Here is a 16,013-nt window from a genome sequence, read left to right on the forward strand (position 1 = left end):
ATCCGTCGCTACATCATCTGGCGGAACAAGCACGCCGCGGACGAACGCCTACGCGAAGTCGTCACCAGGGCGAACGTTGCCTGATGCGGCACTAGAAGCTGCCGCCGGCCGGGCCGCCGCGATCAGACCCGCGCCCGACCCGGCGCTGACCGTGGTCGCCCTCGCCGAGACTGCGCGAGTCCTCGTCAACGAAGCCGAGGCCCGACCGCACCGCCTCATCGACACCCAGACCGACGCGCCTCCAGCTTCCACGTCCAGATGCCGTTCGTCGCCGAGGCCGCGTTCTCCGCACTGCTCGGCGCGGTGATGGCCTCCGGACTGCTGCTGGCCGGCTGCTTCCTCGTGCAGGACTGGCTGGCCAAGCGGCTGCTGTTCATCCACCTCATCGGCCTGTCCGCAGTACTGGCGGTCATCCCGCTGCTGGCCGTGGCCGGCATGGTGATGGCCGCCATCGCCGCAATGCTCACCCTGCGCAAATACCTCAAGGTCTGACGAGCAGCACCGGCCCTGGTCCCCTCAGGCGTCGAGCACCTGGCCGGTGCGCCTGACGACCGGCCCCTCCGTCGACCAGGGGAATTCGATCCAGTCGTCGGTCTTCTTCCACACGTACTCGCACTTCACGAGGGAGTGCGACTTCTCGTAGACGACGGCGGACCGCACCTCGGCGACGTGGCCGAGACAGAAGTCGTGGACCAGCTTCAGCGTCTTGCCCGTGTCGGCGACGTCGTCGGCGATCAGGACCTTCTTGTCGGTGAAGTCGATCGCCGCGGGGACGGGCGCCAGCATGACGGGCATTTCGAGGGTGGTGCCCACTCCCGTGTAGAACTCGACGTTCACGAGGTGGATGTTCTTGCAGTCCAGCGCATACGCCAGAGCGCCCGCCACGAACACGCCGCCGCGGGCGATGCTCAGGATCAGATCGGGATCGTACCCGTCGGCGGCGATCGCCTGCGCGAGTTCGCGCACCGCCCGCCCGAACGTCTGGTAATCCAGGGTCTCGCGCACGTCAGTCACAGCGCCCAGTTTCCCCGCCGGCGGGCCGGGCGGCGAGCACCGGCACGCCGCGGAGCGGAAGCGGGGCGGCCCCGGCTCCTGGCCCCGCCCCGCCGTCCGCTGTCGGCGGGGTGCTAGAACTCCCCTCGTGGACGATCACCCCGAGCCCTCGACCCTGCGCGTCTTCGTGGCGCTGGCCCCGCCCGACGACGCCAAGGACGAACTGGCCCGGGCCCTGCAGCCCGCCTACGCCATGTACCCGCGGCTGCGGTGGAACCGGATCGAGGACTGGCACATCACCCTGGCCTTCCTCGGTGAACTGCCCTCCACGGCAGTGCCGTTGCTGCGGTCGGTGCTCGCCGGCCGGGCGGCGTCGCACCCCGCCCTGCACCTGGCCCTGCGGGGCGGCGGCCACTTCGACGAACGACTGCTGTGGAGCGGCATCGACGGGGACCTGAAGGGACTGCACCTGCTCGCCACCGATGTCCGGGACCTGGTCAGGTCCTGCGGGATCGAATTCCGCAACCGCCCGCTGCGCCCCCATCTGACCCTGGCACGTTCCCGCCGCGACGATCCCACCAGCGTGCCCCGGGCCGCGGCCGGACTCACCGGATTCGTGGGCCGACCATGGCAGGCCGAGCGCCTCCACCTGGTCGGCAGCAACATCGGCCGCGGCCCCGGACCGATCCGCTACCGCGACATCGAGGCGTGGCGATTCGGCACCGCGGCGTCGCCGGACCGGTCGCGCGGCTCAGCCACGGGACGTCCTCGACGGTCACCGCCCCGGCTGTGACCGGGCCTGCCGCCGTCGCACGGGACGTCCTCCTTCACAGCAGTGGGGTGAGGACGTCCTGGTGTGCGCCGTCGAGAATGAGGCCGTTGTCCAGCCGGACCCGGACCGTCACCCGGTTCCCCCGTTCCCGGTGGGCGGCCCACTGCGGCTCCAGCACGGCGATCTCGGCCTCCAGCCGCTCGCGGCTCGCCGCCGGCATGGTGTGCCCGTAGTCCTCGAACAGCGCTTTGAGCCGCAGGTACTCGCGAACCTCATGGCTCTCGGGGAGTTCGCCGTCCACCCGCTCGACGGTGCCCTCGATCCCGGCTCCCACCGAGAGGAACCCGACGACGGCCCCGGCCTCCCCGGCGACCGCCTCACCGATTCCGAGGTCCTCGGCCAACCTGACACGCAGGCCTTCCATCAGGGTCATCCGTGCTCTGCCTCTCCATCGATCGGTGCCGTCAGCGCAGCCGGCCTGCGGCCCGGCCATTATCCGCCGGGCGCGTCACGGTACCGGGCCCTCGGCGGCACGCCGGAGGCGGCCGAATGCCCAGGCCTGCGGGACCGGCGGCCTCTTTCCCGCGCCCGGCACCACTGCGGTCGTGAAAGTGGACGCCTGACACTGTGCGTCGTGACTGAGCAGGACCATCCTGCCCCGGCGCAGCCGGGCGTGTCCTGGGGCAGCTGACGGACCTGGGGGCGATCAGACCTGTCCGCCCCCGACGTGGCGGCCGCGCTGGAGAGGGGCTGGTTCAGGAGAGCCAGTCGGTGTAGTGGGTGGGGGCGATGCGGGCATCGTTCGGAGCGGTGAGGACGTCGCCGTGGGCGGCGGCGAACATGCCGGCGGTGTCGTCGGTGACGACACGGCGCCCGTCGCCCCTGGCGGTCAGGGTGAGCCGGCCGAGTTCGTCGAGGGGGTAGACGTCGGGACCCGCGATGTTGACGACGCCGTTCAGAGGGCTGCCTGCGGCGACTTCGGCGACCACGCCGGAGACATCCGCGGCGGCGATCGGCTGGATCGGCGTGCGTGGCAGGCGGATGGTGTCGCCGTCGGCGGTCATGGCCAGGGTCGCGTCCATGAACTCCATGAACTGCGTGGCGCGGACGATGGAATACGGGATCGGTCCGGCCTTGAGGATCTCCTCCTGAAGCACCTTCGCCCGGTAGTAGTCCAGGCCGGGCACCTGGTCCACGCCGACGATCGAGAGGATGACGAAGTGCCCGACCCCACCCTTCTGGCTCGCGGCGAGAAGGTTGTCCATCGAGGTCCGGAAGAAGGCGAGCGAGGCGTCGTCGAAGGTCGGGGAATTCGTCAGGTTGACGACGACGTCGGCGCCCGCCACGGCCGCTTCCAGCCCCTGGCCCGTGATGATGTCCACGCCCGTGGACAGGGAGTGCGGTACGGCCTGGTGCCCGGCGGCGTTCAGGTTCTCCACGACCCGTGACCCGATCAGCCCGGTTCCGCCGATGACTGCGAACTTCATGGCATGCGCCTTCTTTCGATGACTGGTGTCCGACATGTGCCTTCTGTAGTGCTAACCCTCGACGAACGTGACCGTCTCGGCGAGCGGTGCCCGGCCCGTACGGGCGTAACCCACCGTGACGTCCTCGAACCCGATCGACATGCCGCAGAAGAGGATGAGCCCGCCCGAGGGCGACAGGATCTCCGCGACGGTCCTGCGGTACACCGACCACGCCATCTGCGGGCAGCTGTGCAGCCCCTCGGCGCGAAGCAGCAGCATGACGGTCTGCAGATACATGCCGACGTCGGACCACTGGGGCCGGCCCATGTCGCGGTCGATGCAGCAGAACAGGGCGGCGGGCGCGCCGAAGCAGTCCCAGTTCGCGGCAGCGGCCCTCTGGCGCGCCTCCCGGTCCTCGCGCGAGATACCGAGTGCGCTGTAGCGCTCCTCGCCGAAGGCGGATCGGCGCTCGCGGTACGGGGACTTGAGCGAGGGCGGGTGCATCTCGTACTCCCGCCCGTCCCAGGGGTCGCCCGCGGCGACGCGCCCGCCGGGCGGTCGCCGGAGCTTCGCCCAGACCCTCGCATTGCACGGTTACAGGGGGGTCAGGACGCCGTCGATGTCGATGAAGTAGCTCCCGCTGGTCACGTCGTACACCTCGTGCTTGTCGAGCCACTCGCGGGAGATGTGGTGCAGGACCTTGGCCGTGCGCTCCCAGACCATGGAGTGGCCCGCTCCCGCCACGCGGAACATCAACGTGTTCTCGCCGCGGATGGCGTCGTAGAGGTCGGAGACGGAGAAGTGCAGCACAGGGCCGAGTTCCAGGGGCGTGTTGGCCTGTCGGTCCAGGTCCCCGTAGACGATGAGCACGGGGACGGCCTTGCCGAGTGTCTCACCATGGGGCGCGGTGGCCGAGTTCCAGCCCCACCAGAAGGAGTTCCGGTACCGCAGGACTCCCTCGGGCATGCCGGGCTGCGTGCCTCCCCACTTACGGCCGATGTCGTCGTTGTCCATGATGGCCTTCCACACGGCGTCGACCATCCCGGGCTCACGTTGTTGCGGGCTGGCCTGCTCGCTGTCCCACTGCGCCTGGAACCCCGTCCTGCTGGTGAGGTTCATCGGGTAGCCGAAGGCGGTCGCCGGATTGGACATGGGCAGGGTGGCCCCGGGCGGCAGGGCGAACGGGTCCGAGGGATCTTCCGACCACCGCCCGTTCGGCGGGAAGATGGGTGCGAGGAGCAGCAGGCTCTCCACGTGCTCCGGGTGCTGCAGGGTGTAGGGGCCCATCACGAAGGAGGCCGCGGACCAGCCGACGAGCGAGACCTTCTCCACCGGGCTGCGCAGCTGTTTGATGAACTGGACGACGGTGTCCAGCTCCGCCCACTCGCTGTTCGAGTTGCCCAGCTGGTGCGGGTAGGGCGGCGGCTGGGGGCACTTCCCGTCGAGCGGGTTCGGGACGAGGATGCCCTCCTGCTGGGCGGGGTTGGCGTTGCACGGGTCGTCCATGGTCGGGCGCGGTGACCGGCCGGATCCCTGGAGGTCCATGACGAACACGTCGAATCCGTGGTCGGCCAGTGCCAGCGCCCAGCTGTACCGGGTGTCGGGTCCGCCGCTGCCACCGGCCGGGTCCAGGGTGAGATCGAACCCGGCGAGGGCCGGGACGCTCCTGCCGTGAAGCATCAGGACCGGCTTGCGCGGGTGGTTCGGCTCGGTGCCGTCGTACTCCCGCACGAAGAGCTCGACACGTGTGCCGTTGTTCGCGGGGATTGAGGACGTGTGAGGGACCAGATGGTCCACGGCAACAGGATGCGGCACGGCTGCTCTCGATCTGTCGGCTTGTCTCCGCGACGGCTGTCGCGGGCATGACCGACATCACCACGCCCGTGATGGACCAGCGACACCCTGGCCGCCGGAGCCTGAGAATCCGTCCGATCGGGTAGCCCCACCGTCCTCCGATTGGTTGTCGTTCAACTGCGGGCCGCTACGGGCGTGGGTGCCTTCCCGACCGACGCCGCAACGCCGGCCTCGCTCGGTGACCCATCGATCGATCACCCGGGAAGGTACGCCTTCCCGAGTCGATCCACAGACATCCGAGCATTCCTCGGCAACCGACCGGACGCCTCCCACCGTCACTCCCTGGTCGCGGTCGCGGCCACACCGAAGGTGAGCGCGCCCGTCATCAGTGCGAAGGCGAGTGTGACGGCCGCCCACTGCCCGATGGAGTCGACCTGGTCGCCGAGCCCGAGCAGTTGCCAGGCGGTGTCCCGCAGCGCCAACGAGACCGGCAGTGCCAACGCGCCTGCGGTGGTCGCGATCCGGGCGGCCCGTCGCGTCCTCGATGCGGGAGGAGGCGAGGCGAACCGCAGGACGCTGTTGCAGATCATCACGAAGGCGAAGGTGCCGCCCGCGAAGACTGCGGTCTCCACGGTGAAGAGCAGCGCCCCGGGCCAGCCCTCGCCGGAGGCCAGTCCCGTGGCGACCAGCAGGCCGGCGGTGACCGCGGCCACGGCGGCGAGCAGGGCGAACCGGAGGCGCACGAAGCCGAGCACTTTGCCGCGGCCGACCAGCGCAGCGAGTGCGCGCCCCGTACGGGAGCGGGGGCCGGCGAGCAGGTTCGCGAGGGGCACAAGGTCGTCCAGCCAGTCCCCGCGCGCGCCGTCGGCCCCGTGCACTGGTTCCGGCAGCCGCCGGATCGCCCGGCGGAGCAGCAGCAGGCTCTCGGCCGTCACTCCGGTGAGCGGCAGCAGGGACGCGATCAGCCAGGGAGTGCCGTCGTCCCAGGACGCGTGGTCCGCCCGCGCGGCCACCGCCGCCCAGTCGGTGGCGAGCGTGGCGGCGACGAGCAGCGTGCAGACCAGCGCGGCCCGAAGCACCTGCTCGATCCGGTAGCGCGGCAGCGGCCGGCCGCGGCGGCACAGCAGCGCCCTTGCCGCGCCGAGCGCACCGAGCAGGGGGACGAAGAACATGGTGAACGTCACCACTGCGTCGTACGGATCGTCCTGCCAGGGACTGCCCGCCCGCACCACGCGAACCTGCGTCGTCAGGTAGGCGAACACGGTGAAGGCGGTGGCGCCGGCCACGGACGTCAGCAGCGCCGCGACCGCGGCAGGCCGGGCGGGGTGCCCGACTTCCAGCTGATCATTCGTCAGGTCATCGCTCATGGCGGCGATAGTACACATCACGTAGTACTTGGCGCGTAGTTCGTGGCACGTAGTATGGTGCTCCGTCAGATCGGGAGGAGCGACATGCAAGCCAACGATGCCCAGACGCTGGTGCTCTGCGCACTGGCCGACGGGCCGCTGCACGGATACGCCATCAACACGGCGATCGAGGAGCTGACCGGGGAACGGCTGGGCCCCGGCAGTCTGTACGGGGCGCTGGCCAGGCTGGAGTCGAAGCGGCTGATCGAGCCGCTCGACGGGCAGGGCCGCCAGCGCCCGGTGCAGCTGACGTCCCTCGGCCGCGAGGTGCTGGAACGCGAACTGCGCGCCATGGCCCGGGTCGCGAACGCGGGACTGCGGCGCCTGGGGGTGAACCCGGCGTGAGCGTCGTCAGCCGGAGCCTGGTCAGGCTCTACCCGGACGCCTTCCGCGAGCGCTGGGGCTCGATGGTGGAGGACGAGGCCCGGGGCGCGGGTTGGAAGTCCTGGCCCAACCTGATCGCGGGCATCGTGGACATGTGGCTGCACCCGGCCCTGTGGCCCGCCGACTCCCCGGTACAGCGCCAGCGGAGGGTGGCCACCATGGGCATCACGGTCGCCCTCGCCGCCTGGTTCCTCGGCCACCTGGCCGCCGAACAAGCCGGTCCGCTGCCCGGCGACGGCGTGCGGAACGAGGTCATGCACGGCTGCACCACCCTGTTGCTGCTCGGCATCGCCCTGGTCGCACCCCGGCCCCGGCCCACGCCAGGTGCCGCGATCACGCTGCTGGGCTGGGCGGTCCGCCGCCTTGCCGCACCGACGCTCCTCGGCACCGCCGTCGTCATCCTGGTGCACAGCGGCATCGACGCGGATGCCTCGCCGCCCAGCCTGCGCACCGCCCTGCTCGCCGCCTGGTGGATCGCCCTCGGCCTCGGCGCGATCCAGATCCCGCGCATCTTCACCGGCGTCGGCGCGGACGCCGTCGTGCCACCCGGCACCGGCCGTCTTCGGACCGGCGTGTGGACCCTCGCCGGGGCCAGCGCCACCGGTGGCTCAACCATCCTCGGCGTCTCGCTCAACGGCTTCCACATCCTCGGCGCCGGCACCGGCGTGGGCCTGCTGCTCCTGACGGGGGTGTGCGCGGGCACCCTGCGGGACCTGCGCGACCTGCCGGCCTCGTGAGCCGTGCGGCACCCGCCCGACCTGACCGGGGCCCGCCTGAACGGCGGCCCACTCCGACCCACTTGGACGGTGCTCATGCCCGATCTGCTCCGCTCGCTCTACACCCGCCGCCTGCGCCGCGAGGTCATGGCGGGCCCACTGCCCCGGCACGTAGGGCTGATCATGGACGGCAACCGCCGCTGGGCACGGCAGATGGGCATGGCCAACCCGAGCCTCGGCCACAAGGTGGGCGCCGAACACGTCGAGGAGGTGCTCTCCTGGTGCGAGGTGCTGGGGATCAAGCACATCACCGTCTTCGTCTGCTCGACCGAGAACCTCCAGCGCCGCGGCGACACCGAAGTCGCCTACCTGATGCGGCTGATCGAGCAGGTGGTCGCCGACCGCCTCAGCCGCCCGCACGCCCGCTGGCAGGTCCACCTCGCCGGAATGACCGACGCCCTGCCCGACAGCACCGCCTGTGCCCTCAAGGAGGCCGTCGAGGCCACCCGCACCTGCACCACCGGCGCCCACGTCACCCTGGCCGTCGGCTACGGCGGCCGCCAGGAGGTCGTCGACGCCGTGCGCGACCTGATGTACGCGCGGGCCGAAGCCGGCGCCTCGCTGACCGAGGTCGCCGACGTCCTGACCGTCGACGACATCGCCCCGCACCTCTACACCGCCGGCCAGCCCGACCCCGACCTCGTCATCCGCACCAGCGGCGAGCAGCGGCTGTCGAACTTCCTGCTCTGGCAGAGCGCCTACTCGGAGTTGTACTTCTGCGAGGCCTACTGGCCCGCGTTCCGCGAGGTCGACTTCCTGCGCGCCGTGCGCAGCTTCGCGGCCAGGCAACGGCGATACGGCAGCTGAGCCCGGTCCCGTAGGGCGGCACCGGCTCGGCCGGTACCTCCCTTTCCCCTGGCTCCCCTCACCAGTCCCCTTGGCATCAATCATCTAGGGTGGCCCGGTGACTGATGAGCAGGAGCGGGTGCAGCCGTCGGGAGTGTGGGCCACGGCGGTGGGGGTGGCCAGGGTGCGGGCGCTGGAGACGGAGCGGGCGGACGCGTTGTTCCGCGACCCACTGGCACAGGCCTTCGCCACCGCCGGCGGCCTGTGGCCCTCCTCGCCACCGCCCGATGACGAGACCGCGCGACGCCGCCGGCTGGCCGTGTCGTTCTCCATCGTCATCAGGACGAAGTTCCTCGACGACCTGTTGCAGCAGGCCTCCGCGTCCGGGGTCCGGCAGGTCGTGCTGCTCGGCGCCGGCATGGACAGCCGGGCCTTCCGGATGGACTGGCCCGAGGGCACCCGGCTGTTCGAGGTCGACACCGCCGCGCCACTGGACTTCAAGGCTTCGGTGCTGCGCCAGGAGCGGGCCGTCGCACGCTGCGAGCGGATCACCGTCGCGGTGGATCTGCGTGAGGACTGGCCGGCCGCGCTGGCCGCCGCAGGGCACGACCCGGCCGTGCCGACCGTGTGGATCGCCGAAGGACTGCTGATCTATCTTCCCGAGGACGCGGTGGAGCTGCTGCTGGCCCGGATCAGCGCGCAGTCGGCGACAGGCAGCCGGATGGGGCTGACGTTGGCCTCGCGCGGCGTGATCGAGCGCTTCGGCGCGGACGCCGTGCCGGGCTCGGCGGCGTCCATGTGGGTCTCGGAGATGCCCGACGACCCGGTGGGCTGGCTGGCCGGGCACGGCTGGGAGGCCGACAGCCACACCCTGCGCGAGTGCGCTGGCGCCTACGGCCGTCCGATCAGCACCCCGCCGCAGCACGAGGAGCGGCCCGGCGCCCTGATCTCGGCGGTCCGCCGGTAGAGCGCCAGGGCGGCGTCGTTCGGGCGTGGGGGAGTCGTACGAAGGCGCCGCCGCCCGGGAGCTGGTGGCCGCGGTGGTGTCCTCCCGGGACGATGCGTGGTGGGAGGTGCGGGTGCTGCACGCGAGGCTCTGCCCGGCGAAGGTCCGGGCGGGTCGGGTTCCGTGACGTCGGGGGTGTGACGGCCGGGCTCGGCCGCGGCGAAGAGCCGGCGGTTCGGGTGGTTCGCCGCCCAGCCCGGGGGCCGTGGCTGGTCGGCGAACTCCGCAGAGTGCCGGCCGTACAAGCGCCGTACCGCCCGGACGGCCTGTGCGCGGTCATGGCGCGCCGTCGTCCGGAAGCGGTTTCAGAAATCGATCCGGGGCTGGAGCCCGGTCCAGGTCTGGTTGGCGCCGCCGTTGGTGCCCCACGTGATGACCGGGGCGCCGTCGGCGGGGTCGGAGCCCGGTACGTCGAGGACCAGCCCGAGGCTGCTGGACAGGTAGCCGGTCGAGGGGGTGTTGACGCCGGGCACGCCCCAGAGTTGGTTGGCGGGCCGGGTCCACAGGCCGCAGTCCCATTGCACCGCCTGGGTGCCCCACACCGTGCTGGCGCCGGGGACGTCCAGACACTTCCCGCTGTGTGTGTTGATCAGGAGGCGGTTGCTGTTCGCGGTCCACTGCTGGTTGGCGCCGCCGTGGCAGGTCCACTGGCGGACTGGGGCGCCGTCGTCGGTGCGCCAGTCGGCGACCTCCAGGCACTTGCCGGTCGCCTGGTTGCGCAGTTCGAAGGCGGGGGTGTAGCGGGGGATCTGCTCGGCGTGGGCGGTGCCGGGGGCGGCCACCGGAAGGGCGGTGACGAGGCCGGCGGCGAGGGCGAGCAGGGCGGCGGGGGTGCGGTGTCTCCGGGTGGGGGCGGGATCGGTCACGGCTGTCCTCCTGAGGTGCGGCGGGCGGTGTGCTCGGCCGGGAAGGCGAGGAGTCGGTGTCAGGATTCCCTGGCGGCGTCGAGGTGTTGGACCGCTGCGTCCTCGAAAAAGTTGTGCGGAGCCTGAGGGGGCGGCGGGGAGACCACGTGCCGCAGTTCCGGGAAGCGGGCGGCGATCCGCGCCCCGCGCCCCGCTCGGTCCACCCGTCTGGACATACGCAGGCGCGACCGGGTCAGCGGACCCGAATTCGCAGGTAGCGGCCGACGATCAATCAGTTGATCTCTGTGCTGGCTGTCGGTGCGGTTCGGGTGTGTGTGGGTAGGTCGAGGACCCGACCGTCGTGCCGGGTGGACGGCCTTCCAGGGCGGTGGTGGGTGGGCCGGGCCTGGTCGGGCGGGTTGGACAGGGGCAGGAGACGCCGGTGGGCGCGGATCCGGGCCAGTGCCTGGGCGATCAACTCACCTGCCGTGGTGGTGAAGTGGAGTTCGTGGCGGCGGGCGGTGACCGTCCGGCGTCGACGCGGGCGATGAGTAGGCGTCGTACTGTGGCGACGCGTCGGCGGGCCGTGTGATCGGGGAGTCCTCCGATCGGAATTGCTGATCCCGGGATGCTTCAGTGCCCGAATGGAGAATCTCCGTCGGTTCCATCGAGCGCCGAGTCGGATCAGTGCGTGGTGTCGTCGACTTCGATCACGCGCAGGCCCTCGGTGCGGGCGTAGGTGATCAGGTCGTCCGAGGTGCCGCCGTCCCTGATGATTCGCCGAGCCTTGGCGAACACTTCCCGCCAGGCGTCCTCCTGGGCGTGGTCGAAAGGATGGGCGGCGGGGTCGGCCTGGCCCGGTGCCGTCTGGGCCGGTGCGGGCGAGGTATCTGAGCCGGCGATGACGTCGGCCTGGATCAGCCCACCGCTGAGAGTCGCTCCGTCCCCCACGAAGTTGATGGCAGTCACGATCGGCATGATGACAGAACGGGGGCCCGGTGTCAGCGGATCAGGTCAGGCGATCGCGGGTGCGGGTGTCAGAACACAGCTTCTTTTCCCCTTCTGGTCGGTCACCCTGTGCACACGGACAGGCTCAGCCACCGCACGACGGCGTCCCGCCTGATGGTGTAGCCGATCTCGCACCGACCACGTAACCACTCCAGTTGACGTACTTCATTCGCAGTGATCTACTTGGGGTCATTCGGAGCGAGGAAGAGGTACGAGATGCGTCAGAACCCGGCCCGTCGGGCCCTGCTGCTCGACGGCGCCATCGAGGTTCTCGCCCGTGAGGGCGCGCGCGGCCTGACCCAGCGCGCTGTCGACAAGGAGGCGGGGGTGCCCATCGGCACCACGTCCAACTACTTCCGCAACCGCGACGATCTGCTCGTCCAGGCCGGTGCCCGCGTCTACGAGCGACTCAGGCCCGAAGAGAACGCGCTCACCGGGATGTTCGACCAGGCACGGGACGCCGCGTCGTACGGCGTGATGCTGCGGGAGAGCGTCGGCAGGGTCGCGGCCTTCCCGTCCGGGCACCTGGCGCTGCTGGAGCTCCGGCTGGAGGCCACCAGAAGGCCGGAGCTGCGGACGCTGCTCACCGAGCGGGTCCGCGCCGACATCGACGAGAACGTCACCCGGCACGAGGCTGCCGGCCTGCCCGGCGGCGCGACCGCCGTCCTGCTGATGTACCTGGCCATGAACTGGCTGATCGTCGAGCAACTCACACTGCCGGACGTCTTCACGGACGCCGAGCGCGACCGGCTGGTCACGCAGGCAGTGGAGCGCATCGTCGGCCCCTTCCCCACCGCCACGAAATGACACCCCGGTAGCGCCCGCCCCGCGCGCGGCGCACCCCACCACCGTCCACTGCGACCGATCGGCAAAGGACTCGTTTTGCGCAAGCTCGTGTACTTCATCGCCTCCACGCTCGACGGTTTCATCGCCGGTCCCGACGGCTCCGACCCCACCGGCCCCGGCGGCTTCTGGTCCCCGTCCGCGGACTACATCCAGCACATCATCGAGGAGTACCCCGAGACCCTGCCGGGGCCCGCGCGGGCCGCGCTCGGCGTCACCGCCGACGGCACCCGCTTCGACACCGTCGTGGAAGGCCGCAAGAGTTATGAGATCGGCCTCGCGGCCGGCGTGACCGACGCCTACCCCCACCTCAGGCACCTGGTCTTCTCCCGGACGCTGGCCGAAAGCCCGGACCCCGACGTCGAAATCGTCGCCGACGACCCGGTGTCGAAGGTGCGGGAGTTGAAGCGCGATGGCGGCAAGGACATCTGGCTCGTCGGCGGCGGGGAACTGGCCGGCGCACTGTACGGAGAGATCGACCGCGTGATCGTCAAGCTCAGCCCGCTCACCATCGGCGCCGGCATACCCCTCTTCGGGCGGACCGCGGCCTTCACTCCCAACGCCTGGGAGCTCACCGGCCACACCGTCCTCAAGGGCGGGGCGGCCTTCCTCACCTACGACCGGCACCCCGGCACTCCCGAGTCCACCAGCAGGTAGCGGCAGGGGGACGAGAACAGGCCGGTCGTCCCGGCTCCACGCCGGACCGTCCGGCCTACCAGCCGATCACGGCGGTGTTCGCCGCAGCCGACGAACCATTGCGGGCACGGGCGGTGTGCGAGGCGACATTCCCCTCGTAGCGTGCAGTTGTGGCCAGAGGGGAAGTTGAGGGTCATGGCGCGGAAGAGGCGCTCGGTGAAGTCCCGGAGGCTCCGCTGCCGGTGTTCGCGGTGGGCTGGACGGCCGGCCGCGGCGGCGCTGGCGAGGTGGACCAGGAGAACGTCGAGCGGCCCCGCACCAAGACGGGACAGAAGGCGCGGGCGCGCGGCGAGGACATGGTCGACACGCCCGGCGAGTCGATGGCCGGCCGCGCCAAGTCCCTTGTATCGGTCGTGAGTTATCCATCTGTGCTTTAGCCGGCGGAGGCATGCACTGCGTACTTCCTTTCCGGTGGGACGCAGTTCAAGAGGCGGCTATGCCGAGCGCCCGCGCGAGGTGGGCGGCGCAGTGCTGGGTCGGCTTCCGATGGAGTGAATCTGGCGGCACACGTCAGAGATGCCCGTCGGCGAACACCACCAGGCACCAGAGGGCCGCACTCATTGTCACCGCACAGAACGCAGCGAGGCCGACCAACCCCTTCAGGGACGCGCGTGGCCCGGCGCGGGAAGGCTCTGTCGGGTCGTAGTGCACGACGTAGGGTTCGCCTGGCTTCGTCTCGCGCTTGCACGAGCACAGGGCGGTCCGCTGCACGCCATCCGGGGTCCGGAAACGGACCGTGGCGGTATAGCTGGTGTTGGCGACACCCATTGAGCCCCGGCTGGTCCGCGAGCTGACGCTCACCACGGTACCGGGCGCCGGGACACCGCGCCGGTACAGCGGCAGCTCCCTGACGATCATCACCGCGACCCCGGCCGCGGTGCCGCCCAGCACGCCGGCGGCGGTCAAGGCCGGCGCATGGTCGGCGGAGTAGTCGTATCCCCAGAAGGCCAGGCCCAGCAGGGCGACCAGCACGGCCCAGAGACAGAGAGCCACCAGAGCCTTCCGCACCATGCGACACCTCCACTGCGCGGTCCAACTCCACAGTGGCACAGACTTTTTGGCCTGGACAGCCAAATTTCTGACCGGAAATCAGTCCGGTTTTGCCGCGTTCCCGGACCAACACCGGGCTCGCCATCGCCGCGGCCACGCCGGCGAACCCGGCGGCGGGGACCGGGATCGCCATCTCCACGCCGAGTGCGGCCATCCGCTGGAGCCGGCGGCTCTCGGCGAAGCTGATGTGCTCGGTGCCCTGCCTGCATTCGAGGCAGCCGGAGGCCTGCGGCAGGACGGCGCGCACGTCCGGCGCCGGACGCAGGTCGCCGCTGCGCCGCGCCTCCAGCGCCAGGAGCTGGGCGCCGGTCAGCAGGTAGCGCAGGGGTGGGCCTGGTTGACGACCACCTGCCCTGGTCGATCTCGGCGGTGGCGGACCGACGTGCCGGCCACCGTCGCCGAGGAACTGCCGGTGAACTGCCGTTTCCCTGAGGTGGCACCGTGTCAGGGGCGGTGTCAGTGCGGTGACTGTCCGGTGTCAGGACGGCAGGGGATCGTCAACGTTCAGAAACAGCGAGCGAGCACAGGAGAGCATCATGCAGAAGTTCGACACCCCCGCCCCGGTCCGCACCGTCCTGGCCGTCCCCGCGGGACGCGTCCGGTTCATCGCCGCCGACCGCACCGACACCGTGGTCGAGGTCCTGCCCGCCGACCCCTCCAAGAGCCGCGACGTCCAGACCGCCGAGCAGACCACCGTCGCCTACGCCGACGGCGTCCTGCGGATCCACACCCCCGAGCCCAAGAACCAGCTCCTCGGCCCCGGATCCGTGGAGGTCACCGTCCAACTGCCCGCCGGCTCCAGCGTCGAGGCCAGGGCCGCCGCCTGTGAGCTGCGCGGCGTCGGCCGCCTGGGCGACATCGCTTTTGACGGTGCGTACCGCGAGATCAGGATCGACGAGGCCGCGAGCGTCCGCCTCACGGCGACCGACGGCGACGTCGAGGTCGGTCGACTTACCGGGCCCGCGGAGATCAGCACCGCCAGGGGCGACATCCGGGTCACCGAGGCCGCGCGCGGCACGGTCCGGCTCCGCACCCAGTCCGGCGACATCACGGTCGGCGCCGCCGCCGGCGTCTCGGCCACCCTGGACGCCGCCACCGCCTACGGCCGGATCAGCAACGCCCTCAAGAACGACGGCACCGTGGACCTCGACATCCGCGCCACCACCTCCCACGGCGACATCACCGCCCGCAGCCTCTGACCCGCTCCTTCCAAGGGAGCACCCGAGACAGGACCGTCCGAGGTGCCCTCAAGATCACGGGCAGGTGCAACCCGGACCCTGACCACCGCGGGCCCGCCGGGCCGAACGCCCTGGATGTCGCGTTCGGAAGGCATCCCGCACGGCGAACACGGCGCGTCCGCCGCCCTGCGATCTCGTCCGCCCACGTCCTCGGCGGCCGGCACCACCTCGTCGCCGCCCCGGCGGGCAGACCCTTACCGCACGAATCACCCACGCAACCCGTACAAGGAGCACAGTCATGTCCCTCACCCTCACCGGCCAGGACCGCCCGGAGCTGCAGCAGGCCATCGAGGAGATCGTCGATTCCGGTTTCGTGGAGGAGACGGACGGCGGCACCGACCACAACGGCGGCTTCTTCGGCTGGGCGGCGCTGATGTACAGCACGCCCGACGGCAGCAGGACCCTGACCGCCTCGCTGACCACCGGGGACGCCGAGCTCGACTTCGCCGCCACGGCCGAGGCGTTCCAGCGGGCGCAGCGAAGGCTCGTCCAGGAGGTGTTCTGCAGCGGGCAGGCCGAGCCGGTTCACGAGGCGGCCCAGTCGGCCCAGTAGCCGGGGCCGAGCAGCGTGAGCCGGGCCGTTCGGGGATGGGCGGTACCGCTCGGGGTGCCGGCGGCTCAGGTGCGCCGCGGGCGATGGCGGTGGACGGGGCGGTCCTTGTCCTCGTTCTGGGCGGCAGCGCGTCCGGGGGTCGTGGGCGGTGTCGGTTGACCATGGTGGGGCGGACCGTGGGACAGCGGTGGCCGAGCGTCGCCCGCGGCCAGGAGTCCGCCGCGATGGTCCGGGCCACCGACGGGGACGACGATAGTTGAGGTGGTGGTTGCCCTCGATGCGGGCGACGGCTCGGTGCCACTCGAGATTGGCGCGGGCCGGTGCGAGCTGCCCGAGCCCGTCATGGATGATCAGGCCCTGGTCGTCGACGACCTTGGCCCAACCGTTCGGACCGGAT

Annotated in this window: 19 protein-coding genes and 2 pseudogenes; 12 read left to right on the plus strand and 9 right to left on the minus strand. The window is 71.0% G+C overall.

The genetic code is table 11. The features are described 5' to 3' along the window. Both ACWCXH_RS32895 and ACWCXH_RS32900 read left to right on the plus strand, forming a co-directional pair. Window positions 1-84, plus strand: a pseudogene (locus ACWCXH_RS32895) (transposase); the annotation flags it as partial. 174 nt (window positions 85-258) lie between these two features. Next, window positions 259-492 carry a hypothetical protein gene (locus ACWCXH_RS32900; RefSeq protein ID WP_449805162.1) on the plus strand — a complete coding sequence of 78 codons (234 nt, stop codon included), beginning with the start codon at window positions 259-261 and terminating at the stop codon, window positions 490-492. A 24-nt stretch (window positions 493-516) separates the two neighbouring features. Here the strand turns inward: ACWCXH_RS32900 and ACWCXH_RS32905 are convergent, their stop codons facing one another. Next, window positions 517-1,014, minus strand: coding sequence for a phosphoribosyltransferase (locus ACWCXH_RS32905; protein WP_449805163.1), 498 nt, complete (start codon window positions 1,012-1,014; stop codon window positions 517-519). A 127-nt stretch (window positions 1,015-1,141) separates the two neighbouring features. Here ACWCXH_RS32905 and thpR point away from each other — a divergent pair, with 127 nt between their 5' ends. Then, window positions 1,142-1,786 (plus strand): RNA 2',3'-cyclic phosphodiesterase, encoded by a 645-nt coding sequence (thpR, locus tag ACWCXH_RS32910; protein WP_449805164.1) that lies wholly within the window; start codon window positions 1,142-1,144, stop codon window positions 1,784-1,786. A 34-nt stretch (window positions 1,787-1,820) separates the two neighbouring features. On the opposite strand, the gene ACWCXH_RS32915 is transcribed toward thpR, so the two are convergent. The 5 genes and pseudogenes from ACWCXH_RS32915 to ACWCXH_RS32935 form a co-directional block, all read right to left on the minus strand. Then, window positions 1,821-2,198 carry a hypothetical protein gene (locus tag ACWCXH_RS32915; RefSeq protein WP_449805165.1) on the minus strand — a complete coding sequence of 126 codons (378 nt, stop codon included), beginning with the start codon at window positions 2,196-2,198 and terminating at the stop codon, window positions 1,821-1,823. A 322-nt stretch (window positions 2,199-2,520) separates the two neighbouring features. Then, on the minus strand, window positions 2,521-3,252 hold the full coding sequence (locus ACWCXH_RS32920; protein WP_449805166.1) for an SDR family oxidoreductase: 732 nt from the start codon (window positions 3,250-3,252) through the stop codon (window positions 2,521-2,523). Window positions 3,253-3,303: 51 nt separating this feature from the next. Beyond that, a pseudogene (locus ACWCXH_RS32925) lies at window positions 3,304-3,783 on the minus strand (nitroreductase family protein); the annotation flags it as partial. Window positions 3,784-3,825: 42 nt separating this feature from the next. Next, on the minus strand, window positions 3,826-5,028 hold the full coding sequence (locus ACWCXH_RS32930) for an alpha/beta hydrolase (RefSeq protein WP_449805167.1): 1,203 nt from the start codon (window positions 5,026-5,028) through the stop codon (window positions 3,826-3,828). A gap of 332 nt (window positions 5,029-5,360) precedes the next feature. Then, window positions 5,361-6,392 (minus strand): hypothetical protein, encoded by a 1,032-nt coding sequence (locus tag ACWCXH_RS32935; RefSeq protein ID WP_449805168.1) that lies wholly within the window; start codon window positions 6,390-6,392, stop codon window positions 5,361-5,363. A gap of 84 nt (window positions 6,393-6,476) precedes the next feature. On the opposite strand from ACWCXH_RS32935, the gene ACWCXH_RS32940 reads away from it, so the two are divergent. From ACWCXH_RS32940 to ACWCXH_RS32955, 4 genes are all read left to right on the plus strand, one after another. After that, a complete protein-coding gene (locus ACWCXH_RS32940; RefSeq protein WP_097241037.1) occupies window positions 6,477-6,776 on the plus strand; it encodes a PadR family transcriptional regulator in 300 nt (99 codons plus the stop codon). Further along, entirely contained in the window at window positions 6,773-7,552 is a 780-nt protein-coding gene (locus tag ACWCXH_RS32945; protein ID WP_449805169.1) for a hypothetical protein, read from the plus strand. Before ACWCXH_RS32940 ends, ACWCXH_RS32945 begins: the two co-directional genes overlap by 4 nt. 69 nt (window positions 7,553-7,621) lie before the next feature. Then, window positions 7,622-8,398, plus strand: a complete 777-nt coding sequence (gene uppS / locus ACWCXH_RS32950; RefSeq protein WP_449805170.1) for a polyprenyl diphosphate synthase — start codon at window positions 7,622-7,624, stop codon at window positions 8,396-8,398. Window positions 8,399-8,495: 97 nt separating this feature from the next. Continuing rightward, on the plus strand, window positions 8,496-9,344 hold the full coding sequence (locus ACWCXH_RS32955; protein WP_449805171.1) for a class I SAM-dependent methyltransferase: 849 nt from the start codon (window positions 8,496-8,498) through the stop codon (window positions 9,342-9,344). Window positions 9,345-9,688: 344 nt separating this feature from the next. Here the strand turns inward: ACWCXH_RS32955 and ACWCXH_RS32960 are convergent, their stop codons facing one another. Continuing rightward, on the minus strand, window positions 9,689-10,249 hold the full coding sequence (locus ACWCXH_RS32960; protein WP_449805172.1) for an RICIN domain-containing protein: 561 nt from the start codon (window positions 10,247-10,249) through the stop codon (window positions 9,689-9,691). 663 nt (window positions 10,250-10,912) lie between these two features. Next, a complete protein-coding gene (locus ACWCXH_RS32965; RefSeq protein WP_449805173.1) occupies window positions 10,913-11,197 on the minus strand; it encodes a hypothetical protein in 285 nt (94 codons plus the stop codon). A gap of 255 nt (window positions 11,198-11,452) precedes the next feature. Between ACWCXH_RS32965 and ACWCXH_RS32970 the strand changes: the two genes are divergently transcribed. The 3 genes from ACWCXH_RS32970 to ACWCXH_RS32980 all read left to right on the plus strand — a co-directional run bounded on the left by ACWCXH_RS32970 (window position 11,453) and on the right by ACWCXH_RS32980 (window position 13,152). After that, window positions 11,453-12,043 (plus strand): TetR/AcrR family transcriptional regulator, encoded by a 591-nt coding sequence (locus ACWCXH_RS32970; RefSeq protein ID WP_449805174.1) that lies wholly within the window; start codon window positions 11,453-11,455, stop codon window positions 12,041-12,043. Between the two features lie 75 nt (window positions 12,044-12,118). After that, window positions 12,119-12,736: a dihydrofolate reductase family protein gene (locus ACWCXH_RS32975; RefSeq protein ID WP_449805175.1), complete on the plus strand. Its 618-nt coding sequence runs from the start codon at window positions 12,119-12,121 to the stop codon at window positions 12,734-12,736. 149 nt (window positions 12,737-12,885) lie between these two features. Then, window positions 12,886-13,152, plus strand: a complete 267-nt coding sequence (locus ACWCXH_RS32980) for a hypothetical protein (protein ID WP_449805176.1) — start codon at window positions 12,886-12,888, stop codon at window positions 13,150-13,152. Between the two features lie 133 nt (window positions 13,153-13,285). On the opposite strand, the gene ACWCXH_RS32985 is transcribed toward ACWCXH_RS32980, so the two are convergent. Next, a complete protein-coding gene (locus tag ACWCXH_RS32985) occupies window positions 13,286-13,786 on the minus strand; it encodes a DUF3592 domain-containing protein (protein ID WP_449805177.1) in 501 nt (166 codons plus the stop codon). Window positions 13,787-14,361: 575 nt separating this feature from the next. On the opposite strand from ACWCXH_RS32985, the gene ACWCXH_RS32990 reads away from it, so the two are divergent. Both ACWCXH_RS32990 and ACWCXH_RS32995 read left to right on the plus strand, forming a co-directional pair. After that, window positions 14,362-15,024, plus strand: coding sequence for a DUF4097 family beta strand repeat-containing protein (locus ACWCXH_RS32990; RefSeq protein WP_449805178.1), 663 nt, complete (start codon window positions 14,362-14,364; stop codon window positions 15,022-15,024). 277 nt (window positions 15,025-15,301) lie between these two features. Continuing rightward, window positions 15,302-15,616 (plus strand): hypothetical protein, encoded by a 315-nt coding sequence (locus ACWCXH_RS32995; RefSeq protein ID WP_449805179.1) that lies wholly within the window; start codon window positions 15,302-15,304, stop codon window positions 15,614-15,616. Window positions 15,617-16,013 lie beyond the last annotated feature (397 nt).

The organism is Kitasatospora sp. NPDC001660, assembly GCF_053596725.1.